This window comes from Cyanobium sp. NIVA-CYA 375, from assembly GCF_056108345.1.
This window is the reverse complement of sequence record NZ_JBSYHW010000010.1, coordinates 17,026-42,031: the sequence shown is the minus strand read 5'-3', so window position 1 is coordinate 42,031 and position 25,006 is coordinate 17,026. Positions and strand designations below refer to the sequence as shown.

The 25,006-nt window shown below is 62.9% G+C and carries 22 protein-coding genes; 6 read left to right on the top strand and 16 right to left on the bottom strand.

What is annotated here, in order from left to right:
* Window positions 1-16: 16 nt before the first annotated feature.
* Window positions 17-553, top strand: a complete 537-nt coding sequence (locus AC01FP_RS04600; RefSeq protein WP_474478442.1) for a hypothetical protein — start codon at window positions 17-19, stop codon at window positions 551-553.
* Window positions 550-1,680 carry an alpha/beta hydrolase gene (locus tag AC01FP_RS04595; RefSeq protein ID WP_474478441.1) on the top strand — a complete coding sequence of 377 codons (1,131 nt, stop codon included), beginning with the start codon at window positions 550-552 and terminating at the stop codon, window positions 1,678-1,680. The genes AC01FP_RS04600 and AC01FP_RS04595 overlap by 4 nt, the downstream gene beginning before the upstream one ends.
* Here AC01FP_RS04595 and AC01FP_RS04590 read toward each other — a convergent pair.
* The 9 genes from AC01FP_RS04590 to AC01FP_RS04550 all read right to left on the bottom strand — a co-directional run bounded on the left by AC01FP_RS04590 (window position 1,598) and on the right by AC01FP_RS04550 (window position 13,289).
* The gene (locus AC01FP_RS04590) at window positions 1,598-3,073 is read right to left on the bottom strand and encodes a hypothetical protein (protein ID WP_474478440.1); all 1,476 of its coding nucleotides are present in this window, start codon (window positions 3,071-3,073) and stop codon (window positions 1,598-1,600) included. The two genes, AC01FP_RS04595 and AC01FP_RS04590, sit on opposite strands and share 83 nt — an antisense overlap.
* Window positions 3,070-4,653, bottom strand: coding sequence for a GMC family oxidoreductase (locus tag AC01FP_RS04585; protein WP_474478480.1), 1,584 nt, complete (start codon window positions 4,651-4,653; stop codon window positions 3,070-3,072). The genes AC01FP_RS04590 and AC01FP_RS04585 overlap by 4 nt, the downstream gene beginning before the upstream one ends.
* 105 nt (window positions 4,654-4,758) lie before the next feature.
* Entirely contained in the window at window positions 4,759-7,446 is a 2,688-nt protein-coding gene (locus AC01FP_RS04580; protein WP_474478439.1) for an MGH1-like glycoside hydrolase domain-containing protein, read from the bottom strand.
* On the bottom strand, window positions 7,443-8,960 hold the full coding sequence (locus AC01FP_RS04575; protein ID WP_474478438.1) for a GMC oxidoreductase: 1,518 nt from the start codon (window positions 8,958-8,960) through the stop codon (window positions 7,443-7,445). The genes AC01FP_RS04580 and AC01FP_RS04575 overlap by 4 nt, the downstream gene beginning before the upstream one ends.
* A 10-nt stretch (window positions 8,961-8,970) precedes the next feature.
* Window positions 8,971-9,549 (bottom strand): cytochrome c oxidase subunit 3, encoded by a 579-nt coding sequence (locus tag AC01FP_RS04570; RefSeq protein WP_474478437.1) that lies wholly within the window; start codon window positions 9,547-9,549, stop codon window positions 8,971-8,973.
* Entirely contained in the window at window positions 9,546-11,222 is a 1,677-nt protein-coding gene (locus AC01FP_RS04565) for a cytochrome c oxidase subunit I (protein ID WP_474478436.1), read from the bottom strand. The genes AC01FP_RS04570 and AC01FP_RS04565 overlap by 4 nt, the downstream gene beginning before the upstream one ends.
* 5 nt (window positions 11,223-11,227) lie before the next feature.
* A complete protein-coding gene (locus AC01FP_RS04560; RefSeq protein ID WP_474478435.1) occupies window positions 11,228-12,175 on the bottom strand; it encodes a cytochrome c oxidase subunit II in 948 nt (315 codons plus the stop codon).
* A complete protein-coding gene (locus tag AC01FP_RS04555) occupies window positions 12,172-12,792 on the bottom strand; it encodes a DUF2231 domain-containing protein (protein WP_474478434.1) in 621 nt (206 codons plus the stop codon). Before AC01FP_RS04555 ends, AC01FP_RS04560 begins: the two co-directional genes overlap by 4 nt.
* Window positions 12,792-13,289, bottom strand: a complete 498-nt coding sequence (locus tag AC01FP_RS04550; protein ID WP_474478478.1) for a DUF2231 domain-containing protein — start codon at window positions 13,287-13,289, stop codon at window positions 12,792-12,794. Before AC01FP_RS04550 ends, AC01FP_RS04555 begins: the two co-directional genes overlap by 1 nt.
* Before the next feature lie 149 nt (window positions 13,290-13,438).
* Here AC01FP_RS04550 and AC01FP_RS04545 point away from each other — a divergent pair, with 149 nt between their 5' ends.
* Window positions 13,439-13,963, top strand: a complete 525-nt coding sequence (locus tag AC01FP_RS04545; RefSeq protein ID WP_474478433.1) for an HdeD family acid-resistance protein — start codon at window positions 13,439-13,441, stop codon at window positions 13,961-13,963.
* Here AC01FP_RS04545 and ggt read toward each other — a convergent pair.
* Genes ggt through AC01FP_RS04530 form a run of 3 tightly spaced genes read right to left on the bottom strand, consistent with a single transcriptional unit; the run spans window position 13,932 to window position 20,018 of the window.
* Entirely contained in the window at window positions 13,932-15,752 is a 1,821-nt protein-coding gene (ggt, locus tag AC01FP_RS04540; RefSeq protein ID WP_474478432.1) for a gamma-glutamyltransferase, read from the bottom strand. The two genes, AC01FP_RS04545 and ggt, sit on opposite strands and share 32 nt — an antisense overlap.
* Window positions 15,749-19,522, bottom strand: a complete 3,774-nt coding sequence (locus tag AC01FP_RS04535) for a hydantoinase B/oxoprolinase family protein (protein ID WP_474478431.1) — start codon at window positions 19,520-19,522, stop codon at window positions 15,749-15,751. Before AC01FP_RS04535 ends, ggt begins: the two co-directional genes overlap by 4 nt.
* Before the next feature lie 4 nt (window positions 19,523-19,526).
* On the bottom strand, window positions 19,527-20,018 hold the full coding sequence (locus tag AC01FP_RS04530; RefSeq protein ID WP_474478430.1) for a YajQ family cyclic di-GMP-binding protein: 492 nt from the start codon (window positions 20,016-20,018) through the stop codon (window positions 19,527-19,529).
* Between the two features lie 85 nt (window positions 20,019-20,103).
* Between AC01FP_RS04530 and AC01FP_RS04525 the strand changes: the two genes are divergently transcribed.
* A complete protein-coding gene (locus tag AC01FP_RS04525) occupies window positions 20,104-20,520 on the top strand; it encodes an MAPEG family protein (RefSeq protein WP_474478429.1) in 417 nt (138 codons plus the stop codon).
* A gap of 107 nt (window positions 20,521-20,627) precedes the next feature.
* Window positions 20,628-21,203: a hypothetical protein gene (locus tag AC01FP_RS04520; protein WP_474478428.1), complete on the top strand. Its 576-nt coding sequence runs from the start codon at window positions 20,628-20,630 to the stop codon at window positions 21,201-21,203.
* Window positions 21,204-21,235: 32 nt separating this feature from the next.
* On the opposite strand, the gene AC01FP_RS04515 is transcribed toward AC01FP_RS04520, so the two are convergent.
* From AC01FP_RS04515 to ebsA, 3 genes are read right to left on the bottom strand one after another with little or no spacing between them, the layout of a single operon-like run.
* On the bottom strand, window positions 21,236-21,748 hold the full coding sequence (locus AC01FP_RS04515) for an LOG family protein (RefSeq protein ID WP_474478427.1): 513 nt from the start codon (window positions 21,746-21,748) through the stop codon (window positions 21,236-21,238).
* A gap of 36 nt (window positions 21,749-21,784) precedes the next feature.
* Window positions 21,785-22,882, bottom strand: a complete 1,098-nt coding sequence (locus tag AC01FP_RS04510; RefSeq protein WP_474478425.1) for a phosphotransacetylase family protein — start codon at window positions 22,880-22,882, stop codon at window positions 21,785-21,787.
* 36 nt (window positions 22,883-22,918) lie between these two features.
* Window positions 22,919-23,296 (bottom strand): type IV pilus biogenesis protein EbsA, encoded by a 378-nt coding sequence (gene ebsA, locus AC01FP_RS04505; RefSeq protein ID WP_474478424.1) that lies wholly within the window; start codon window positions 23,294-23,296, stop codon window positions 22,919-22,921.
* Window positions 23,297-23,375: 79 nt separating this feature from the next.
* Between ebsA and AC01FP_RS04500 the strand changes: the two genes are divergently transcribed.
* Entirely contained in the window at window positions 23,376-24,116 is a 741-nt protein-coding gene (locus tag AC01FP_RS04500; RefSeq protein ID WP_474478423.1) for an NAD-dependent epimerase/dehydratase family protein, read from the top strand.
* Here AC01FP_RS04500 and map read toward each other — a convergent pair.
* Window positions 24,113-24,970, bottom strand: a complete 858-nt coding sequence (gene map / locus AC01FP_RS04495) for a type I methionyl aminopeptidase (RefSeq protein ID WP_474478421.1) — start codon at window positions 24,968-24,970, stop codon at window positions 24,113-24,115. The two genes, AC01FP_RS04500 and map, sit on opposite strands and share 4 nt — an antisense overlap.
* Window positions 24,971-25,006 lie beyond the last annotated feature (36 nt).

Sequence of the window (25,006 nt, the reverse complement as noted above, 5' to 3'; positions counted from 1 at the left end):
TCACTTGCTGGGGAGCGTGACAAAACTGGAGGCGGCAATGGGGGCCCTGGGGCACTGGCTGCTGCAGCTAGATGGCGGTTTCGAGATCCTGCTGCTGGTGGGTCTGTCGATGTCCCTGGCCCACCTCTTCGCCCTGGTGGCCAACCAGCTCACCCCGCGCCAGATCGTCTTCCAGCTGCTGCTCGATGCCCTGGTGCTGGCGGTGGCGCTGCTGCTAGCGACCCTGGTAGACATCGTGCTGCTCGCCCTTGTAGTTGACGGGCCGCTGCAGCCCTGGGCGCTGTTCGAGAGTCTCGGCGCCGCCTTACTTCCCGGGGTGTTCTATGTGCTGGTGGCGGCGCCCTACGTGAGCGACCTGATCGCCGTGACGATCTGGGCGCTGATTCACCTAAACGTGGTGGCCGTGCTGCAGGTGCGCTTCGCCCTGCCCGCTGCCCAGGCCCTGGCCCTGGCCACCCCCGGCTACTGCCTGGCCCTGTTGCTAGTGAGCGCTCTTTTCTACCAGGGCTGGCAGCGGGGTTACCGGCGGCTGGCCGACAGCCTGGGCCGATGAGGGGGCGGGCCGCCCGCTTCTTTGGCCTGGGAAGGCGCTGGCTGCGGATCGGCCTCAGCGGCTGCCTACTGATGGGCGGGGTGCTGGTGATCGCCGCCCTGCTCCGCGGCGGCCTGGAACGGTTTGGCCCGGGGCCAGCCAACGATCTTCAGGAGCTGGCCATCCTGCTGGCCTGGCTGGTGGGTCTGCTGGTGCCGATCGCAGGCATCTACTCGGTGGCAGGGCATTACGCCTTCTGGAACGGCTGGCTGGGGAAGCTGCCCGATCCGGCCAGCATGTTTGCTGAGCAGGCCAGCTCGGCCGCCAAGCCATCGGCACGGTGTTATGTGGTGTATCTCGACGGCATCCACCAGAGCACGGAGCAACACCCGCCGCGGGTGGCGGCCCTGCTGGCGGAGCTAGCGGCCCAGCTCCCCGCCGGGACGGTGCTGATCGAGGCGATCGAGACCTACACAATCAGCCCGGCGGAACTGGCCGCCGACGCCGGCAGTCGCTGGTTCTGGCGGCGCCTGTTCGCGCTGCAGGAGAGTCACCCCAATCCGCTGGTGAGCGGGATCTGCGCGGCGCTGGTACAGGCCAACAACGTGATCAAGGTGGGGATCTCCGCCGACCGCCGCTACGGGCCAATCCTCAACTACGAACTGGCCCTGAAGGTGGCGCAGCGGCTGGTGGAGGGCGGCCTGCGCCAGGGCAGCGACCAGCGGATCGTGCTGCTGGGCTACAGCGGCGGCGGCGAGATGGCGATGGGCATGGCCGATGTGCTGCAGGTGATCTGCCGCTGCCCGGTGCAGATCCTCACCTTCTGCGGCGTGTTCAGCGGCAACCAGCGCCTCAGCCAGGTGGCAGGCATCGCCATGGTGGTGGGCAGCCGCGATCCGGTGGCGGCCCTGGGCCAGCTGCTATTTCCTGGCCGCTCGCCGCTGCTGCCCCTTTCCAACTGGAACAAGGCACGCCTGGCCGGCGGGGTGAGGCGGCAGGTGGTGGCCGGCATGGGCCACAACGGCCGCAGCGGGCCCTTCTCCCCACGCCATCGACCGGCCGTGGTCAGACTGATCCTGCGGAGCCTGGCCTGGATGGATCGGGCTGTAGATCGGCCTGGATCCGCTGCACCAGGGCAAACGGACTGACCAGCGGCAGGGTGCTGCGCAGCCGGCCCCAGGCGTTGCTGCGCTCCGAACCATGGTGGGCCAGGTCGATCGGCAGATCCTCCAGGGCCTGCTGGTAGCTCCGATTGGCAGCCAGCAGGGCGGCCGACTCGGCCGCAAGCCGGGGCTCGATCGCCAGGCTCTCAGCCAGCAGGTTCTGGCGCCAGATGCCATGGAGCAGCAGCGGGTAGTGATCACAGCTGCCGCTGAGGGCCTTCTGCAGCAGCGCCACGCTGTCGATGCAGAGGCCGAGGGGGCCGTAACCACCCAGCAGCAGCTGGCGGCTGGAGGCCAACCGGTTGTGCACCAGCGCCACAACCTCAGTAAGCCGCGCCAAGCGGGCCAACTCAGGCTCCGATCGGGTGGCATCCACGTAGCGAACGGTGCCGTTGGCCCGATCGTTCTGCCAGGGGCGGGGCTGATCATTGAGGGGTTCCCAGCCACACAGTCCCTCGGTGCCCTGATACCACTGAACCAGCAACTGATCATCGCCGCGGCTGAGCTCCAGCTCCAGGGCGCAGTGGGGCAGCAGGGTCAGCCGCTCCTGGCCCTGGGCATCGAGAAAGCCCGTGCGCATGGGCAGCGCCAGGGCCACCTGGCACCAGCCACGCTCGGGCAGATGCAGGCTGGCACCCAACCCGAAGCTGGCGATGCTGCTGCGCCAGCGGGCCCTCAGCTGCCAGCCCCCCGCCTGAAAACGATCAAACAGCTCGGCGGTGGTGCCGCAGCCTTCGAAACGGTCAGCCAGCTCGGAGCTCGATGGGGCAGGGCCAGCCAGCCGGGCCCCCAGCCGGTTGAGCACCCGGGCCAGGAGCCGGTTGGCCTGGCACTGCCTGGGGCTGGGGCCTGCCGGCAGGCCTGTGTTGTGCCACACCAGGGTTGGGCCTGGGCCAGCCGAAGTGGCAGGTGGAGTAGGGGAGAGAGTGGGGGGTAGCGGCACCGATCGGCAGCTGGCCTGCCCTGCCTCGGCCAACAGGGCGGCGATCGTGGCAGGCAGGGCCTCCCGGCCACCCCGCCAGAGCTCCAGGGCAGAGGGCTGGGCCCGATCAGGTGGCGGCAGCAGATGGCCCAGCTCATCAAACAGGCTGGCCAGCAGCAGGGGGCTGAGCAATTGGTCGCGCAACACCACGCCCAGATCCCGCAGCGATTCGGGCAGCTCGGCCGGCGTCAGACGCCAGCGCCGCGGCAATAACCAGAGCAAGGGGATCAGGCTGGAGTGATGCACCCGGGCGAGCAGTCGCCGGATGAACTCCTGGCGGCTGAGGCCGGAGGCCAGCAGGTCATGGCTGAGGGCCTCCTCCAGGGCGATCAAGGGTGGGGCCCCAACCCAGGCAGGGTCGAGGCGGAGGGGATCCGCCGCCGGAAAATGGTTCAACGACCGAGGCGTTCGCGCAGGTGATCACCAACCCGCAGGGCATTGGCGATGGCCGTGAGTGAGGGGTTAACGGCTCCGATCGTCGGCATAAAGCTCGTATCAACTACATAAAGGTTGTCCAGTTCATGGGCCTTGCAGTTGAGATCGAGCACCGAGGTGGCCGGATCCTCGCCGAAGCGACAGGTGCCGGCCTGGTGCGCTACAGCCCCAACACCCATGGCGTTCTTGACATAAATCTGGCGCTCCACCAAATGCTTCTTGAGATAGAGCTGGTCCAGCATCCCGGTGAGCCGGCCGTAGAGCCGCTGGGCCGCGGTTGGGTTGTTGGGCGTGTAGTCCAGATGAATCTGCCCCTCGCCATCGATGGTCACGCGATTGTTGGGGTCCGGTAGATCTTCTGAAGAGATCCAGAAATCAATCGCGTGCTCAGCGATTTTGTCCATCGACCAACCGGGCATCAAGAAGGTTTCGAGCGGCGCATAGCCCTTCATGATCGTGCCGTTGGTCTTACCCGTCATCTGGATGTTGCCCATCGGATAGTCAAAGTCGGCGTCGCCCAGATACCAGTCGTTGATCGAGAGCGTCTTCTGGAACACGGTGGTGTTCGGCTCATGGGCCAGGGCCACCATCGCCTTGCTGTTGTGGAACATGTAGTTGCGGCCCACCTGGTCGGAGCTGTTGGCCAGCCCGCGGGGGTGCTGGTCATTGGCTGACATCAACAGCAGCCGGGCCGTATTGGCGGCACCACAACTCACCACCACCACATCACCCCGCACGGTCATCGGTTGACCATCCCTCTCCAGCAGCACGGCCTGCACGCTGCGGCCCGAGACATCGGTCTCCAGACGACGCACATGGGCCCGGGTCAGCAGCGACACATTCGGAGCAGCCAGGGCCGGCCGCATGCCGAGCACGTCCGCATCGGATTTGGCATGCACCAGACAGGGGAAGCCATCGCAGCAATTGCACCTGCGGCAACGGCTGAAGGCCATGTTGGCCTCATCCAGCATCACCCCGGTAGGGGCATGGAAGGGATGCAACCCGGCCAATCGCAGATCATCCACCAGCTTCTGGATGCGGGGCTCATGGGCCACCGGTGGATGGGGATAGGGGCCGCTGCAGGGGGGCTCGGTGGGATCTTCCCCCCGCTGGCCATGCACGTGGTACATCTCCTCGGCCCGCTGGTAATAGGGCTCGAAGTCGCTGTAACGCAGGGGCCAGGCCGGTGAGATGCCATCGAAGTGCTGTAGCTGCTCAAAATCCTGCTGGCGCAGGCGGAAGTGGGCCGCGCCATACATCTTCGTGGCCCCACCAACGAAGTAGTGGCTGCCGGGCTGAAACGGCTTGCCATGCTTGTCATGCCACACATCCTTTGAGATGTAACGGCCTTTCTGAAACACCTCCTCGGCATTCCAATTCTCAGGTTCCTGGGGCAGCCAGTCGCCACGCTCCAACACCAAAATCTTGAGGCCACTGGGGGCCAGATGGCGCGCCAGGGTGCCGCCACCGGCGCCACTGCCGATGATCACCACATCGAAATGAGCACCATCGGCCACCTCCAGCTGGGCGGCAGCCGGCATGGGCGAAATTGCCAGGGAAGGACCAGGAAGCTCGGTGCGGTTAGAAGGATGGGCCATGGCTGAATAGAGTGAGCAGTCGAAGAAAGAAGCAGGCACTCCCTTGCGTTAACCAGAGGGATAACGATTCAGTTGGTTGATCATTTTGGCGACCATGGCGCTCCAGCCAGTCTGGTGCGATGCGCCAACACCTCGGCCATTATCTCCGTGAAAATATTCGTTGAACAGGAAAAGATCGCGCCAGTGGGGGTCGCCCTGAAAAAGTTCGACATCACCATTGAAGGCACGACGTCCAGATCCATCCCGCCGGAAGATGCCAACCAGCCGCTTCTCAAGCTGCAGCGACACCTCCCAGAGATTTAACCAGTTGCCCGAGCGGGAGGGGAACTCAATCTTGAAGCTATCGCCGTAGTAATGGCCAAACTTCTGCAGCGACTCAATTAGCAAGAAATTAATAGGCATCCACACCGGCCCCCGCCAGTTGGAGTTACCCCCAAACATCGCCACCGGGCTATCGGCGGGGCTATAGGCCAGGGTCTGGCTATCAGCACCCTCAGTGAAGGTATATGGATGGTCGCCATAAACCTTGGAGAGAGAACGAATTCCATAAGGCGAGAGAAACTCCTCTTCGTCGAACAGGCGCTCACAGATCCGCCGCAAGCGATCTTCAGGCACCAGCGTATACAGAATACGATCATTATGCCACTGACCAAGATGATGCTCTAACCAGGTAGGAGTGGTGCGCTCGTGCACAAACCAAGCCATACTCTTGAGCAGGTCAAGCACTGGGAGGCGTTCCACCGTTTCACGATCAAAACTGGCCACCGCCAGCAGGGGAACTACGCCTGAAAGGGAGCGGGTGCGCAGGAAATCTGTACTGCCATCCGGCCGCTTGATCACGTCGTAATAGAAGCCGTCGTCGTCGTCCCAATTAAGGAATCCCCGGTCTGATGGTGCATTCAGGGTGAGGGCAAGCTGGGTAAAGTCGTAAACGAAACGCTCACAGGTATCGGCATATTCCGGCTCCTCACAGCTCAGTTCCACTGAAATGTTCAGCAAGTTGAGGCTCAGCGATGCCATCCAGGCCGTGCCATCACACTGCTCGATGCGGCTGCCGTCTTCGAGCGGGAAGCGGCGATCAAACACCGCAATGTTATCTAGACCAAGGAAACCACCCTCAAATACGTTGTCGCCGGAGCGATCATTGCGGTTAGCCCACCAGCCGTATTCGAGTAGGAGTTTGCGCAGGGCAGACCTTAGGAAAGGTTGATCAGCCTTACCGCTGTATTTGCGATCGATCTGATAGATGCGCATGGCAGCCCAGGCACCGATCGGCGGATTGGGATCAGATAAAGCCCATTCGTAGGCAGGTGTCTGGGCACTTGGGGCAGTGAAGTGGGGGCTACGCAATAACATGGCCTGCTGCTTGGCCATCTCAGGATCCACGATTGCAAACGCCACCGCATGGAACATCAAGTCCCACTGACAAAAGTAGGGATACTCCCAGGCATCCGGCATCGAGATGATGTTGTGGGCGTGCAGACGCTGCCACTGGGCCGTCTCGGTATGCCAGCGGTTTGCTGGTGGCGTCGGCTGGGTCGGATCTCCCTCAAGCCAGCGCAAAACACTCCAGCCGTAATACTTCTTGCACCAAAGCAGACCCGCCAAAGCCGAGGTATGAATTAGGCGATCTTCCCCATTGAGCCCGGGCAGGACAGCCTCAAAGAAGCGGTGGCACTCCTGTTCTCGAGCGCTAAAGAGCGCATCAAATGAGTGGCCAAATTCAGGCTCCTGCGACCCAGGTGAATCAGCCTGCGGCCTCTCTCGCAAGCGAAGCTCCACTACCCACTCTTCATCCGGGGCGAGGCTGCGCTGCACCAGTCGTGCTGCCTTGGTGCCGGTATGGGCAGGATTGATAGCCCCTACCTCCCCGTCTATTAGATAACGGTGAAATCCATCCTTCTGAAATGGGCTGGAATTAGGCTGACCGTAAAGATGCTGGTGATTGGTTTCATTATCGGTAAATAACCACTCGCCCTGCTCGCGGCAGAGCAGCTCATAGACACCGAGGTTGGCCAGATCAGAGGTGACAACACGATCATCCTGAAGAGTCATCGGTTGCCGATACTCATCGGGATAGCCCCAACCCCAGGTGTTGCGCATCCACAGGGTGGGCAATAGGGCCAGCGGTGCTGGATCGGGCCCGCGGTTGGTAACCCGAATGCGGATCAGCAGATCAGTAGCGGCAGCTTTGGCGTATTCAACGACAACATCGAAGTAGCGGCTGTCATTAAAGATGCCCGTATCGACCAGCTCGTATTCGGGCTCGCTGCGGCTGCGCCGCCCGTTCTCATCCACCAGGTGCTGGTATGGAAATTCAGCCTGCGGATACTTATAGAGCCCCCGCATGAAGCTATGGGTGGGGGTGTTGGCGAGGTGAAAGTAGTAGTCCTTGAGATCTTCACCGTGGTTGCCTTCAGGATTACCCAGGCCGAATGGCCGCTCCTTGAGGACAGGATCCACACCATTCCACATCGCCAGGGAGAAGCAGAGCCGGCACTCTTCGTCGCAGATTCCCAATAATCCGTCTTCGCCCCAGCGATAGACGCGGGACCTGGCCTGATCGTGAGGAAAGGAGCGCCAGGCATCGCCATCGTCGGAATAATCCTCGCGGACGGTGCCCCATTGACGATCGGGGAGGTAGCTGCCCCAGCGGCTCCAGGGCTGCATGCCCTCGTCCCGCTCGCTGATCCGCTCGACTTCTGGGTTGCTGGTCCCAGCTGGACTAGTGGTCATCTCAGTTCTGCCTTCAAACCCCCGGCAATCCGCAGGGCATTGGCGATCACGGTGAGGCCAAAGCCCATGGCCGGACAAGCCGGGAAGGCACTGGCATCGGCGATGGTGAGATTGGCCACCTCATGGCTACGGCCGTTTAGATCCACCACCGAAGTGGCCGGATTGACTCCCATGCGGCAGGTGCCGCAGGCGTAGCCGATGGCGGAAAGGGGCGCTTCACCACGGGGATGGGTGGGGGCCTCCTTGACCACGTGGCAGTCCTGATCAGCCTCCACTGCCTTAAGGGTGTCGATCCAGCGGTACACGAGGCGATCGTGGGCCTCGCGGTTATTGGCCTGATAAGTGACCTGAATGCGATCACCCCGCAGGCTGATGCGGTTGTGGGGGTCGGGCAGCACAGGACTCATCGCCCACCAGCTGATCGAACGGGAAGCCAGCTGCTCAAGGCCGAAGTTGGGCAGCAGCTTGGTCACCAGGGACAGCACCGGCGGCGACTCGGCAAACAGGGCATCCTGCAAAACACCGCCACCGTTCTGGATCGAACCAAGGGGGAAGGAGACATTCTTGTCGCCCCAGAGGTAGTCGTTAATGCCGTAACTACGCCCATAGCGGCCACTGTTGGCGTCAGTAGCCAACTGCAGAATCGAAGTGAGCTGCAGCTTCATCAGGTTGCGGCCCACCTGGTCGGAGCCATTTGCTAAGCCACGCGGATGGCGGTCGGTGGCTGAACGCAGCAGAATTGCGGCGCTGTTGATGGCACCGGCGGCTAGCACCACCTGATGACCAAAAAACAGCCAGCTCTGACCATCCAGTCGCGCTTCCACACCCCGAACCTCCGTTCCGCTGGGGTTGACGTGCAGACGTTGCACCTCAGCTCCAGTGCGCACCACCACCGTGGCGGAGGCCCGGGCCGGGTCCACCCCAAACAACTCGGCGTCACCACTGGGATCGGCGCTGGACTGGGACCAGCTCAGCGGCAGGGAATAGGGATTCAGCCCCTGGCGAACCAATGCCAGCCGCAACTCCTCAAAGAACGGCTCCACGGGCTTGGGGGCCATGGCGTAGTCGGCGCCCGCTCGCGGTTCGGTGGGATCCACACCCCGCTGACCATGCACCCGATACAGGGCCTCAGCTTGGTCGTACCAGGGTTCGAAATCTGCGTAGCTAAGCCCCCAGGCTGGAGCCTGCCCCCCCTGTAAATGAAGGCCAGCAAACTCCTGCTCCCTCAGCCGCTCGAGCACCCCACCCCAGATCTTGGTGTTGCCGCCGAGGGCGTAGATCGTCTGAGGAGAGAAGGGATCACCGTCGGTGCCAAACCATTGCTCCTTGGGGTGGTAGCGGTCCTTGCGGAACAAATCCACATCAGCGACGTTCTGATCAGCGAGGGGCATCTGTTCGCCCCGCTCCAGCACCAGCACTGCCAATCCTGATGAGGCAAGCGAATTGGCGAGGGTGCCGCCGCCAGCCCCACTGCCAATGACAATTACGTCGTAATGGTTGTCGTCGATGATCATGGATGGTTCATCAGCTGCGCTGCCAGACGTAAAGGAGAACGAAGAGGATGATCCAGATCACATCCACAAAGTGCCAGAACAGGGAGGTGGCCTGAACGCCCTGCTCCCCACCGGCATAGTTCTGGGGAATGAAAGATTTCACCAGCATCAATCCCATCAAAAACACCCCCGTGGCCACATGCAAGCCATGGAAGCCGGTAAGCAGATAAAAGGTGCCGCCGAAAACACCACTGGTGAAGCCAAACTGCAGACCACTCCACTCAACGGCTTGGCCGTAGAGGAAATAGGCGCCAAGGGCCATGGTGAGTAGCCAGAAAGCCCGAAAGCCCATCAGATTCCCCTTGCTCATGCAGCGCTCTGCCAGCCAGATCGTGCCCGAACTAGAAATCAATACCACCGTGTTGAGCAGGGGGGTACGCCACTCGAGGCCTTCCACACCGGGGGGGAGCCAATTGAGCGCAGCGGTTTTCAGCAGGACAAAGCCGCTGAAGAATGCCAAAAAGATGACACTCTCTGAGCAGAGAAAGATAATGAAGCCCGTGAGGTTGTGCTTCGGGTGCTCAGTATTCAAATGAGGTGTAGCAGTCATGCGCTGGCCTCCTGAAGGGTGAGCTGATTTTCAATGTCTGCCTGGTGCTCAACCAATGGCTCTCCAGTGCCGTAACCGTAGGGGCGTGCAATCACGGTCGGCACGTGCTCACCAAAGTTGTCTTCAGGTGGCGGTGATGGCAGCAGCCACTCAAGACCAATGGCATTCCAGGGGTTATGGGGGGCTTTCGGGCCCCGCACCCAGGCACTCACCATGTTGAGCAGGAAGGGAATAATCGAAACTCCCAGCAGGAAGGCGCCCAGGCTGGCTAGCACATTCCAGAAGGCAAATTCCGGGTCGTAGCTAGAAACCCGCCGGGGCATGCCCATCAAACCGAGGGGGTGCATGGGCAGAAAATTGAGGTTCGCACCGATGAAGGTGAGTAGGAAATGGACCTTGCCAAGGCCCTCGTAGGGCATGCGGCCAATGAATTTAGGAAACCAGTGATAGATAGCTGCAAAGATTCCCATCACCGCTGCCCCATAGATCACGTAGTGGAAATGACCCACCACGAAATAGGTGTTTGATACGTGAATATCGACCGGCACCGTGGCCAGCATGATGCCGGTGATGCCAGCAAATACAAAGTTGAACAGGCCACCCAGGCAAAAAAGCATTGGTGTAGTGAGTCGCAGCTTGCCGCGCCAAATGGTGCCTAGCCAGGCAAACACCTTTACCCCCGTGGGCACGGCAATCAGCATGGTGGAAAACATAAAGAAGTTGCGCATCCACTGCGCCACCCCACTAGGGAACATATGGTGCACCCACACAACTAAGCCCAGTGCCACGATGATGAAGGAGGCCAGACAAACGTAGACGTAGCCAAACAGTGGCTTACGTGAGTAAACCGGGAACAGCTCGGAGAAGATACCAAACACCGGCAGAATGATCACATACACGGCCGGGTGGGAATAAAACCAGAAAAAGTGCTGATACAGCACTGGGTCGCCCCCTCCCTCTGGCTGATAAAAGCTGGTGCCAAAGCTGAGGTCCATTAGCAACATCACCGCCCCACCGGTAAGGGCCGGCAGGCCGATCAACTGCAGGGTTTGTGCTGCTAAGGCTGTCCAGCAATACACGGGCATCCTGAATAAGCCCATGCCAGGAGCCCGCATCCGCAGAATCGTTGTCACAAAGTTGACCGCGCCCATGATCGAGGACACCCCCGAAAGGGCCACGGCTGTGATCCACAGGCCTTGGCCATTGATGAAATGGCCAAGCGGATTTTGGGTGCTCACCGGCGGATAGGACCACCAGCCGGAATAGGCCGGCCCGCCAGGCACGAAAAAGCTGCCGATCAACAGGGCGCCGAAAATGGGCACCAGCCAGAAGGCCACCGCATTTAGCCGCGGAAAGGCCATATCTGGAGCACCGATCATCGTGGGGATCAGCAAGTTATTGAGGCCATTTAGCACCGGAAAGATGAACAGGAACAGCATGATTGTTCCGTGCATCGTGTAGATGCTGTTGTAGACAGTGCGATCTACCAGATCAGAAGGAGGTGTGATCAGCTCTCCTCGGATGATCATGGCCAGCAGGCCACCGATCAGGAAGAAGAAAAAGGCCGTAACGATGTACTGAATGCCAATCACCTTGGCATCGGTGTTGAAGCCGAAGTAACGGCTCCAGGAGGTGTTTTCGGGAGGGCTGGGCGGGAAGGTAGCGGAGGTCATCGGGCTCAGGCGTCGTGCGGCAGGGTGTTGGATCCGGGAACGTTCACCTGGGGCGGTGGGGCTGGTGGCACGGTGGCCCAGCCTGGATTTTTCAGCTGCTTGCGCTCGCTGAATTCGATTACTGCGTCACTTATGCCGGGCTGCAGCGGCTGGCTAGCGGCATTCTTCAGCCAAGCCTGGTAGGCCTCGGAGCTCTCGACCACCACATCAGCCTGGTTGGCAGCAAACCAGGTGCCACTGAACTGGGAATCGCGCAGGCGGTAGCGCCCCTCCCGCGTTGGAGTGAGATTGAAGTTGATCGCCCGGCCAGGGATTACGTCCTGCTTGAGGCGGAAAGCTGGAATGTAAAAGCCATGAATAACGTCGTCTGACACCAAACGGAAGCTGACGGGCTGATCAACCGGCAGATGCAGCTCGGTGGTTGAAACATTGGCGCTTGGATAACGAAATTCCCAAGACCACTGGCGGGCAATCACCTCCACCTGCTCAGCCGGCAAGCGATCGGCGGCGTAGCCACCCTGGTCTTCCACCGGATTAGCCAAATGGATGTGCTCCATCGGCCCAAGAACTCCGAGTTTGGTGTTGACGCGCATGGCGTAAACCGCGATAGCCATCACCAGCAGTAAGGGAATGACCGTCCAGATCACCTCGAGCCGGGTATTTCCCTCAATCGGCTCCGCATCGCTCTCGTCGTATTTCTCGGCGCGGTGCTTGAGCAGCACCCAAGCCATCACCGAAATCACCCCCCCAAACACGAAGGTGCCGATGCCCGTTTCAAAGCTGAACAGCCCATCGACCAGTGGTGCCGCGGTAGAGGCTTGTACCGGCAACCAGCTGTAGGACAGCTTGGCCATCCACCAGCTCAAGGCCACCAACACCCCAATCCAAGCCAGCAAGCCCGCCAAGCCGGCGCTGCTGATTGGTGGGCGGGAGCGGTCAGAAGAATTACTCACGGCAGAGCCTCCTTGAGATCAGCGCCAGCGGCAAGAAGTTGGTCGGCGGTGATGTGAACACCGAATTCAGCTGCAAGCTCGGCGCCGAGGGTGCCGTGCAGCCCAATCACAAGAAATAAGCCCAGGCCGACCAGCAGGTAGAGCCACTGCACCTGACGACCCATGTCACGACGCCAGACAAAGCGCTGATAGCCGCGCCACACCGTCATGGCGACGATCACAAGCAGGATCACAACTCCACCGACGCCATGCACAAGCATCGTCTCCATGCTCTGCAGTCCGATGCTGCTTGTTACTCCAGGCAGGGGCACTGCCAGCAACATCTCGTAGAAGCCGGCAGCCACCGTGAAAAAGGTAACGATGGAGCAGGCCAGCAGGTTGTACCAGCCCACATCGTGGAAGCCCCCGCGGGTTACGGGCAGGGCTAAGAAGCGAAACACCCGCTTCTCCACCGGATATAGGGCGCCGGCAATATCGAAGGCGATGGCAATCACGAACAGACCGATCGTGAAATGCACCAGGTTTGGGTGAATTGGCAGGGCATAGGGAAGCCCATTGGGCCCAAGATCAGCTGCCAACTGCTGAATCGGTGAGCCCGCCGGAATGAAGGCGGCCATCACACCAGCCCTGAACGCATGGCTTGCACCACCGGCACCGTGTGCAGGCCGTACACCCAGATCAACTGATTACCAAGGGTGACCTGCAACACAATCAGGGCACTGAGCAGTCCACCGGCGCCAAGAAATGCCAAGGGCAACTGTTGGGGGTCCTTACTGCGAATTACATAACGCCAGCCCGACATCATCGACAACACCCCCGCCAACGACCAGCCAATCGTGCTGTGCAGATTGAGGATCTCGCGGGAAGCGCCGTAGGGATTGGCCAGCCCCGCCTCAATCTGGCCAAACATAATTGCCACAAAGATGGCGGCTGTGGCAAATAGGAGATTCCAAAAGCTGACCTCAAACAGAGCTGGCCGGCGGGTTACAACTCCGATGAGATCAAATACAAAGGTAATCAACCCCATGGCAATCACAAAGTGCACAACGATCGGATGGATGGTGTCCATCCATGGAAGGTTGTGATCGTTGAGCGGCGGTAGCAGCTCAAGCATGGTGCCCATACCAAACATGATTGATCTCCACGCTGGAGAGCGCGATCGGGCAACGCCGAAAGCTGTGATGCTTTGCTACATAGCCATGAGCATTTCCTGACAGCGAGCCCTTGTAGCGCGGCGATTAAAGTTGGTAGTTAATTGCTTTTATGTCGTTGACAGTTCCCGCTTCTCCCGCCCTGCGCTGGGTCACCGCAGCCCTGCTGTTTGCTGCGTCCGGGCTGTCGGTGGTGCTGCCATTTGTCTCGGCCACCTTGCTCACCATCGCCGTTGGGGCCGTATCGGTGATTGCCGGGGTGTCCCAAATACTGCGTCTCACTGGCGAAGCTGATATCAAAGGAAAAATCTTCCGCCTGTTCTCCGGTCTGCTTTATCTGGGCGGCGGCGTCTGGGTGCTGGCATTCCCAGTTGCCAGTGAGGTGAGCTTGACGTTGTTTGTCGGCTTCCTGCTTGCTTTTGAGGGCGTGATGGAGCTAGCCGCCGCGGCCACCGGCCAGGGAGCGGCTCGCGGCTTGGTGCTGATTGACGGCATCGTCACCGCCGTACTCGGCGGCATGCTGATTGCCGAGTGGCCCTCCGACAGCATCTGGGCGATCGGCATGTTGTTTGGCATTGGCATGGCGTTTTCCGCCATCAACCTGCTCACGGCCCCACCAAGCCAGCCGGCCAGTTAAGCGGCAGCTCGCCAATGGCCGCCGCGCCGAGGCGGCGGGGATCAGCCACCCCCAAGCTGCCGCCCTCCGGCAACACCTCAACGCTGTTTGCCGATCCCATGGCGGCCGTAACAACTACTCGGTGGCCTTTTGCCTCCAGTAGCTTCACGGTGTCAGGACTAAGTCCCTGCTCCACGCTGATCTGATCAGGCCAGAGCTGGGAGTGAATGCGGGGGGTGGCCACCGCCGCCGCCAAATTCAAATCGTGGACAAGGCGGTTGAGCAGCACCTGCAGGACTGTGGTGATGATGCGGCTGCCGCCAGGGCTGCCGGTAGCCAACCAGGGCTGGCCATCGGGCCGGAAAACCAGGGTGGGCGTCATCGAGCTCAGGGGACGCTTGCCCGGGGCGATGGCGTTAGCGCTGCCCTGCACAACCCCATAGGCATTGGCAACCCCTGGCTTGGCGGTGAAGTCGTCCATCTCGTTGTTGAGCAGGAAACCGGCACCAGGAACGCTGATGCCACTGCCGTAGGCGAAGTTGAGGGTGGTGGTGAGGGCCACCATCCCCCCCTGCTGGTCGGCCACTGAAAGGTGGGTGGTGTTGGTGCCGCCAACCTGGAAGCCCTGGGCCGCTAGCTCGCTGGCGGGGCGATGGCGCTCCAGCCTGATCTGGGCCCGCAGCCGCTCCGCATGGGCCGCACTCAGCAACCGCTCCAACGGCATCGCCACCTGGTCGGGATCGCCTAGCCAGTGGTTGCGATCGCGATAGGCGAGGTTCATGGCCTCCACCATCCGGTGCAGGCTGGCGGCACTGTTGAGACCCAGCTCAGCCAGGGGCATGGGCTCGAGCACCTGGAGCAGCTGCAGCAAAGTGACGCCACCACCACTGGGGGGCGGCATGGTGAGCACTGGATGGTTGCGGAACCTCCCCTGCAGGGGGCGCACCAGTTGGGCCCGGTAGCCCTTGAGATCGGCATGACGAATCAGACCGCCCCGTTGGCGCATCAAGGTCACCAATGCATCGGCGGTTGGGCCCTCGTAGAAGCCCGGCTCGCCCTGGGCGGCGATGCGCCGCAGGCTGGCAGCAAGCCGGGGCTGGCGCCACAGCTCTGCCGGCCGCATGGGGGGATTGAGGAACAGCTGGCTGGAGGTGGGGTCTGACTGCAGCAGGGGTGCGGCCTGGCGCAGGGAATCGGCCAGTTCCTTGCCCACCGGAAACCCGCGGCTGGCCAGGCGGATCGCCGGCGCCATCACCGCGGCCCGCGAGAGCCTGCCATAGCAGCGCTGGCTCAGCAACAGACCGGCGGGGCTGCCAGGCACGGCCACACTCAACAGGCTGCGGGTCGCCCGCTGACGATCCACCTCGCCTGCGGGGCCGAGGAACATCCCAGCGGTGGCTGCCAGGGGCGCCGTCTCGCGAAAGTTCACGGCCACCGCCGTGCCACGGCCGAGGCGCAGCTCTGGGGCGGTGGGGCAGCCCCGGCCCGCAGCCGGTGATGGCCCGGGCAGCCAGAGCACCAAAAAACCACCGCCGCCGAGGTTGCCCGCCTGGGGCAACGTGACAGCCAGGGCAAAGGCCGTGGCCACCGCCGCATCCACCGCATTGCCGCCGCTGGCCAGGATCTCAGCGCCCGCCAGCGATGCCCAGCGCTCCTGGCTGGCCACCATGCCGGCGGCAGACCACTGGGGGTGGAAGCGCTGGCTGCGCTCCTGCAGCACCTCTGCCTGGGCTGGTGCAGCCAGCAGCGTCGCCAGCGCCAACCACGACCAATTCAAGCGATTCGACCAACTAACAACTACAGCGCTCATGACTTACAGGGGGGGCCGTAGCCACCGCCACCCGGGGTCTCAATGCAGAGGGCTTCACCTGGCTGGATCTCCAGCTCGCAGCAGCCGTCGAGCTGCCGGCTCGTGCCATCAACCCCGATCCAGGTGTTGCGGCCGCAGGCGCCCGGCAGCCCACCGGCCAACCCCGCGGGAGCCACCCGCCGCGCACCGGAGATCAGGGCAACGGTCATCGGGGCCAAAAAACGCAGCTGCCGCACCGCCCCATCGCCGCCACGAAACCGCCCATCCCCGCCCGATCCGGCCCGGATCCCAAAGCGCTCGAGCCGCACCGGAAAGCGCGTTTCCAAAATTTCCGGGTCAGTGATGCGGGAGTTGGTCATGTGGCTCTGCACAGCGGCCGCCCCGTCAAAGCCGGCACCACCGGGGCGGATGCCAGCACCACTGCCCCCACCGATCGTTTCGTAGTACTGGCATTGGCCATTGCCAAAGCTGAGGTTGTTCATCGTGCCTTGGGCGGCGGCTTGCACCCCCAGCGCCGCAAAGAGAGCGTTGGCTGCCGCTTGGGAGATTTCCACATTGCCGGCAACCACCGCCGCCGGTGGCTTGGGATGCAGCAGGGAGCCCGGCGGCACGATCAGCTCGATCGGCTCGAAGCAGCCGGCATTAAGGGGGATTTGTTCGCCCACCAAGCAGCGAAACACGTAGAGCACCACCGCCTTGGTTACGGCTAAAGGGGCGTTGAGATTGCCGCTGTGCTGGGGCGAGGTGCCCCTGAAATCAACCTGAACCCGGCGAGCCGCAGCGTCGATGCGAACAGCTACCTGGATGAAGGCGCCGTGGTCGAGCTCCACCCGGGCAGACCCGTCGCTCAGGTGCGCCAGCGCCCGACCCACCGCCTCGGCAGCGTGAGCTTGCCCGTGGGCCATGTAGGCCCGCACCTCTGCGAGGCCATGGCGCTCAATCAAGCGCCCCAGCTCCTGAACACCCAGCCGGTTAGCCGCCGCCTGGGCCTGCAGATCGGCAAGCAACTGGTCGGGGTTGCGTACTGGATGGCTACCTGCAGCTAGTCGCTGCCGCCACAGCGACTCATCAAAGTTGCCATTGCTCAAAAAGGGCACGTTGTCGAGTAGCAGGCCCTCATCGTCGATGCTGCGACTGAAGGCCGGCATCGAACCAGGGGTGATGCCGCCCACATCGGCGTGGTGGCCGCGGCAGGCCACAAAAAACAAAGGGGCCCCAGCCTGGGAGTCGCCCAAGCCAGGGACAAAAACCGGCGTAATGGCGGTGATGTCTGGTAGGTGGGTGCCGCCGTTGTAGGGATTGTTTGACAGCACCACATCGCCAGAAGCCAATGGGGGGCGCTCGCCCCGGGCGATGGCCGCAAGCAGGCTGACCACGCTGTCGCCCATCGAACCGAGATGCACCGGGATATGGGGGGCATTGGCTACCAGCTGACCCGCAGCATCGAAGAGGGCGCAGGAGAAATCGAGCCGCTCGCGGATGTTCACCGAGCGGGCGCTCTGCTGCAGTCGCCCGCCCATCTGTTCGGCGATGGCCGCAAAGCGGTGGTTGTAGAGCTCAAGCAGGGTGGGATCGGGCCCCTGCTCCACAACTTCAACAGCCTGGCCAACCCCGCTGCTGGCCGCCGCCGCGCCGTCCCGCTCCAACAGCAGGGCTCCATCGGCTAGCACCAGGGCTTGCCAGCCAGGCTCCAGCACGGTGGTGCTGGTCGCATCCACAACCAGGGCTGGACCCTCGAGCCTTTGCTGGGGCTGCAGCTGGGAGCGCTGCCACAGCGGCACCGGCCGCCAGCCGGCCGCCTCGCCCAGCCACAGGGGAGTGGTTGGGGCAGCAAGCGGGGCTGCAGCAACAGCCTGTTCTGGAACCACCGCCAGCCCCCCAACCACCGCCGGGGGAGCCAGCTCCACCAGCAGGCGCTCCACGAACCAGTCTTCTCCCACCGGGCGATAACCGAAGCGCTGCAGATGGGCGGCGCTAAAAGCTCGCTGCAGGTCTTCCACCCCTTGCTCATCTGGCAACCACGCCACCTCCAGACCCCGCTCACTGCCGGCAGCCCGCAGCTCCAGCCGCACCCCAAGCCGGCCAGTGGCCCCCTCGGCCAAATCCCCCAGCCGGCGCAGATCGGCGAGACCCTGCTGCTCCAGCTCGGCGCAGCGCTTACGCAGCAGGGGCAGGCTGTCGGGGCGCAGCGGCAACCGCGGCGAGCACTCCAGCAGCAGCCTCTGCTCGGCCATGCCGAGGCCATAGGCGGAAAGCACCCCCGCCAAGGGGTGGAGCAACACTCGCGTCACAGCCAGCACCTCGGCCAGGCGGCAGGCATGCTGACCGCCAGCCCCGCCGTAGCTCACCAACAGGGCCTCGCGCAGGTCGTGGCCGCGTTCGATCGAGATGCGGCGCAGGGCTTCCGCCATCGTTTCAATGGCGATCTGCAGGGCCCCTACCGCCAGCCGCTCCGGGCTGATCCCAGGCGCCACCGCGGCCATCTCAAGCGCCAGCTCCGCAAACCCCCGCCGCACCGCTTCCCCATCAGCGGGTTGGTCGCCCTTGGGGCCAAACACCGCTGGCAGGGCGGCAAGCGGCAGGCGGCCCAGCAGCACGTTGGCATCGGTGATGGTGAGCGGCCCGCCGCGCCGGTAGGCCGCCGGACCGGGATCAGCGCCTGCAGAAACAGGCCCAACCTGCAGCCGCCTGCCGTCAAAGCGCAGCACCGAGCCGCCGCCAGCAGCCACGGTGTGAATCGGCAACATCGGAGCTTGCAATTCCAGCCCAGCGATCTCGGTGGCAGGGCTGCGCTCCCAGGCCAGATCACCGCCAGCGTTTGAGAGGCTGCGGTCATCGAAATGGAAGACATCGGTGGAGGTGCCGCCCATGTCGAAACCAACGATCGGCTGCGGCGGCAGTCCAGCGGCAGCAAGGGCCCTCCTGCCCACTGCCACGGCGCCCACCATGCCTCCGGCCGGCCCCGAGAGGATCGTGTCTTTAGCCAGCAGCTGCTCAGGCGCTGCCAAAGCCCCACTGGATCGCATCACCCGCAGCCGGGTTGCTGGCCCCAAGGCCCGCTGCACCTGGCGCAGGTAGCGGCCCAGCACCGGCGCCACCGCCGCCTCCACCAGGGCGGTCTGGCCGCGGGGCACCAGCCGGGGCTGGCCACTGAGCCGATGGGAAAGCACCACGGACTCAAAGCCCAGGGGCGCGAGCCACTGCTCCAGCTGCAACTCCTGGCTGGGATTGCGGGTGCTGTGCAGCAGGGCCACAGCACAACTGCTGTAGCCGTCGGCCTGGGCTTGCAGCAACTGCTGCTGCAAATCCTCTCCCCACTGCAGCGCCTCAAGCTCGAACCCCTGCGCATCCAGGCGCCCCTCCACCTCCAGAACCCGCACCCGCAGGGGGCTGGGCCGCTGAATGGCCAGGGCAAAGAGGTCGGGGCGGTGCTGATCGCGGATGCTGAGCAGGTCGGCAAAGCCGCGGTTGATCAGCAGCACCACCCCGGCGCCGCGCTGCTCGAGCAAGGCATTGGTGGCCACGGTGGTACCGAGCCTCACCTCCCGAACCAATCCCAGCGGCAGGGGGCTGCCGGCCAAAACGCCGGGCGCCAGGCCCAACACGTCCCAGATCGCCCGCACGGCCGGGTCACCCGGGCACTCCGGCTGCACCGACAGCACCTTGCGCACCACCAGCTTTCCGGCGGGGCTGCAGCCCACCACGTCTGTGAAAGTGCCACCCCGATCAACCCAGAACCGCCAGCCAGGGGCGAAACAGGCCGGCTGCACTGGCTCAGCGGTAATTCTCAAACTGCAAAGGCACCTCCACGTCCTGGGCCTTGAGCAGGTTGATGGCCTGCTGCAGGTCGTCCTTGTTCTTGCCGGTGATCCGCAGGCTGTCGCCCTGGATCGAAACGGTGACCTTCTTGAGCTCGTCCCGCACGGTTTTGCTTAGCTGCTTGGCCAGCTCCGAGCTGAGCCCCTTGCGCAGTTTCACCACCTGCTTGACCCGGTTGCCCCCCACGGGCTCGGGGGTCTGGAAGTCGAAGATCTTCAGCGAGAGGTTGCGCTTGGTTGCCTTCTGGCGCAACACGTCCTCCACGGCCTGGAGGGTCATGTCGCTGGCGGTGGTGATGGTGAGGCTCGTCTCCTCCACCTCGATTTCGGTGTTGGAATCCTTGAGGTCGTAGCGGGTGCCCACGTCGCGGCGCACCTGATCGATTGTGTTGACCAGCTCCTGGCGATCGAAATCGCTCACCACATCGAAGGAATAGGTGTCGGCCATGGGGCGCAGTCTGGAAGTCGGAAGCGTTCACGGATCGTAGGGGCGGCCTGTCAGCCTGACCAAGCACCGATTGCGCCTGTCGTTCATGACCTCCGCCCTCGCCCCTTTCGCCTGGTCGTTGCTGCTGGCAGCTGGCGTGGTGGTGTTCAGCACCGTGCCTCTGGGCGCCGCCCGCTCCAAGGCCAATTTCCAGCTGGCCGACCTGGCCGCCCCGCGGGCGATGTTTGAGCGGCTGCCGGCCTGGGGAAAGCGGGCCGCCTGGGCGCACCAAAACTGCTTTGAAGCCTTCACCCTGCACGCCCCCGCTGCCCTGCTGTGCCTGGTGGCTGGTGTCAGCAGCCCGGTAGCGATCGCCGCGGCCTGGATCCATCCCTTTCTGCGCCTGGCCTACATCGGCATGTATGTGGGCAACGTGCCAGCGCTGCGCGGCCTGTGCTGGGCCGGTGGCCTCACCTGCAGCGGCATCCTCTACGTGGAGGGGCTGCGGGCCCTGATCGGATGACAACAGCATCCCCCTGACCTAAACCGGGGGCTGGATTGCAGCCACCACCGATGAGCCGAGGGGTTGGACGGAGCGGAAGGACTTCAGGGCGCTGGAGGAGCAGCAGCATGACCCTGGTCACAACAGCCTTGCTGACAGTGGCCACAACGCCCCTGCTGACGCTCTCCGCGGCGGCCAATCCGTCCGACGGGGGCAGCAACCATGGCACCAAGAACCCTGATTACTGGAAGCGCGATTCCAACCGCTGGCACAGCAGCCGCTGGAATCCCAGCGAGCAGCACAACCACTGGAACCGTCCGGTGGACTATCGCCGGCAGCATCCCGGCTGGGCTCGCCACGACTGGCAGCGGCACAGGCCCTGGAAGCACGGCTGGTATGGACGGGGCTGGTACGGGGGAGCTCCCTCCTGGGGATGGTGGGGACCCAGGGCCACGGTCTGGGGCATCACCGGCCTGGCCACCGCCGCCACGATCGTGGTGCCGGACAGCACCTACCGGCTGGATTACGGATCCCTGAAGGCACCGAACGACCACGTGGTGACCTTCGTGGTCGACCGTGAGGGCCGCAGCTACAGCATGGATGCAGACTGCGCCGATGGCGAGCTGAACGGCTACGCTCCCACGATCGCTGCCGAAGCCCAGTTGCTCAATGCGGCCTGCCAGGTGGCCTTCGGCGGCCCCTGAATTGCCTCGACTGAGCTTCTCAGCTGAGAAGTTCAGTCAAAAAACATCACGCTGACAACCTTGCCCATGTCCTCCGCGACCCGGCAGCTGGCTAGCAAGGTTTCACTGTCGTGGAAGGCGTAACAAATCAGCTGATCGCAACGACTGATGATGTCTTGGTTGCAGAGGCTGCTTGCCATCGGCAGCGGCAGCTCATCGTGCTCGGGCTTCTCGACCAGATGCAGCACTCGCTCCAGTTGATCGCGAGACTCTCCGGGTTGGCGATCAAGGCTTTGGGGCAACAACACAGTGAGCCGAGCCGGATCAATCTCCAGCACGCTACGGATTACCGCCGCATTGACTCCCTGCGATCCGGAGGTGACCAGATTGTGGCCCTCCTGGGCCAGGGAACGGGCAACCAACTCGACCAGATGAATCGAAACCACGGGCACATGGCGACTGCCCAAAATTGCAATGCGACGCTTGCTGCGGTCCTGGAGCATCGCCAGTTCCTGGGCCAAGGTGTCGATCCGAGCGAGCGACGGAAGATCAAGAGATCGCGACACCTGTAGTTTCTTGCCAGTCCAATGAAACTAGCAGCGTTATTTCGTTAACGCGGGCAACTGCAACCGAGCAAACAGGCGTTCGAAATTGCAATGCTCTTCCACCAGCCGGAAGGCAAAGCTGGCCTTCACCACCTCATGCAGACGTACATGGCCAAAGGCCTGCTCAATCACTTCGACTGTGGTAAGGGTGTCATGCTCCACCTTGAGCAACGGCACTTCCAGCTCCTCGGCCCGGTTGAGCAGCTGGGGCAGGGGTTCTCCAGCCCCAGTGAGAATCAGGCACTGGGTTGAGGCCTCCAGGGCAGCCAGCTGAATATCGGTGCGATCGGCGCCAGTCACCACCGCCATGTTGCGGCGGCGGCGGAAAAACTCCATCGCCGAGTTGACGTTCATGGCGCCAATCGAGAGGGTTTCCACCAACAGATCAAGCCGTTCCGGGCAGCACAGCACCTGGGCATCGAGCCGCAGGGCCAGCTCCTCCACGGTGACGCTGCGCAGCAGCGGGCTTTGGGGCATCACACCCAGCACCGGCAGACCGAGCCGCTCGAGGGCAGGTACAACCTCGGTGGACAGCTTTGACACCAGCTCGGGCTTGACGGCATTGAGCACCACTCCCGCCAGATGCTCACCCAACTCGGCCTGAGCCGCAAGTAGCGGGTCGACGCTGCAGCTATCGATCCAGGGGTGCACCAGCAATACCGATGCCTCCAGGCCCTTTGCCAGTTGAGCCAGGCTGAGGCCGTAAAGCAGACCCTCATTCAAGCTGCCGGCGGCTTCCAGCAGGGTGAGTCCGTCGCTGGCGGCGGCAAGCTGCAGATGCAGCTGCTCAAAACCAGAGCCAGGATCCAAATCACCCTGCAGCAGCCGCCGCTCTGCCGTAGCCGGATCCAGCACATGCAGGGAGGGAATCAGGTTGCTTTCCGGTAGCCGCAGGGTGGCGCCGATGAAACGCACATCAGCATCCAGCAAAGGCGACTGGCTGGCTGGATCCGCCGGGCTATCGAGGCTGGTGGCTAAGGGCTTGCCAAAACGCACCGGCACACCCTGGCGAGCCAGCAGGCGGGCCAAGCCAAGGACCACCGCCGATTTGCCACTGAATGATTCGCAGGAGCCGATCAGCAAGGTGGGGGCCATTTGTCAACCTCGCTGGGTGATGTCTTGGCGCAAAATTTAGGCGGCGCTGTCCACCACTTCGGTAGCAAGGGGCGGCTGACCCAGCAGCAGCCATTGCCAGAAACTTACTGGCAACTGCTCCCCCTCCCGATCCATCAACCACTGGACCAGCTGGTGGCAGGGCAGCTCAAAGCTGTACTTCACCGCAGGTAAGCCAGGAAAAATTAATTCACAGTGGAGATTTTCCTGGGGTGCCGTCTCACCACTCCAGCTCAACCGCAACATGTGGCTACGCCCCCCCTGCAGCCGGCGCTTACCGGTCCAACCACCCGCCAGCAGGATCGCCAAGGCACCCTCCAAAGACATAAACCTCCCCAACCCCCCGCAGTAGGGAGCAAATAGGGGCACTAGGGGGGCAACAGAATCGGGGATCATGCCAGTGGGCATTAAGGCGGCGAATCCGTCAACTATCTCCGACCATGCTGACGCGTCAGCCGCAGTTTGTGCGAGGCAGATGACCAATTTTGATGGATGCCGGGTCGCGATTACCGGTGCGAGCGGCAGCCTGGGCCGGGCCCTGCTCCAGGCCCTAGCCCAGCAGGGCGGCTCGCTGGTAGCCCTTACCAGCAGCAGCGAACCCCTGCTGCTGGTGGATCCTGCTGGCACAGCGATTCCCTTAGAGCAGGTCTGCTGGCATTGCGGCCAGGAGCAGGAGCTGCGTGGGCTGCTGGAGCGTGTTGACATTTTGATCTTGAACCACGGCATCAACCAGCAACAGCTCCGCAGCCGCTCTGCCACGGCGCTTGCCCTGGAAGTGAATGCCCTGAGCAGCTGGCGGCTGCTGGAGCTGTTTGCCGAGGTGGTGCAACAAAGCCCCCGCCCAGAGCGACCCAAGCCTGAGGTATGGATCAACACCTCAGAAGCGGAAATCCAGCCCGCCCTCAGCCCTCTCTATGAATTAAGCAAACGGCTGCTGGGCACTTTGGTGAGCCTGCGGGCCCTGGATCTCTCTAGCGCCAGCGGGCCGCTGCGCATTCGCAGGTTGGTGTTGGGGCCATTTCGCTCAAGCCTCAACCCAATCGGGGTGATGGGGCCGGGATTCGTGGCAAATCAGATACTCGCCCAGGCCCGATTAGGGCTCAGCCTGATCATCGTTACCCCAAACCCCCTCACCTACGTGTTGATGCCGCTAACCACCCTGGCGCGTTGGGGCTACTTCAAGCTATTGACGCGGCCAAGCCCGGGCCAGCCCTAGAAATCGCGGTCGGTGAGGATTTCGCAACCGTCACTGGTTACGGCGATGGTGTGCTCCCACTGAGCCGACCAGCTGCCATCAAGGGTCACTACCGTCCAGCGGTCCTTGAGGGTGCGACAGGCCTTGCTGCCGGCGTTGAGGATCGGCTCCACCGCCAGGGTCATGCCGGGGCGCAGCTTCATGTTGGGCAGGTCTCGGGTGCGGAAATTGAACACCGAGGGCTCCTCGTGCAGATTGCGGCCCACTCCATGGCCCGTGTAGTCCTCCACCACCGCAAAACCGTGGGCCTCGACGTGGTCTTGGACCGCTCCGGCGATATCGAGCAGGGTATTGCCAGCCTTGATCTGGCGCAGCCCTTGCAGCAGCGATTCCTGGGCAACCCGGCAGAGAGTCTGGGCCTCGTCGGTGGCGCCTTCACCTACGCAGAGGCTGACGCAGCTATCGCCGTGATAGCCGTCGAAGTAAGCACCAGTATCGATTTTGACTAGGTCGCCAGCCTGAATAATCCGTTTGCTGTTCGGAATGCCGTGCACTACTTCATTGTTGATTGAGGCACAGATGCTGGCCGGGAAACCGTGATACCCCTTGAAGCTGGGGGTTGCACCCATCTCGCGGATGCGCTTCTCGGCATGGCGATCGAGGTCGCCGGTGCTCATGCCAGGAGCCGCCAGCTCCAAGATTTCGCGTAACACCGTGGCCACGATCCGGCTGGCTTGGCGCATGGTGTCGATCTCGCGGGCCGACTTGATCTCAACGCCGCGGCGTCCCTTCTGGATGCGTGGACCGGTTTCCAGGGTGGGGGAGGCAACCGCCGCTGCCTTGGTGCTGGCTAGTAGGTCGGCAAACAGATTCATGCAGTGACCCACCGGCAGCTATCCGGCAGCGATGTA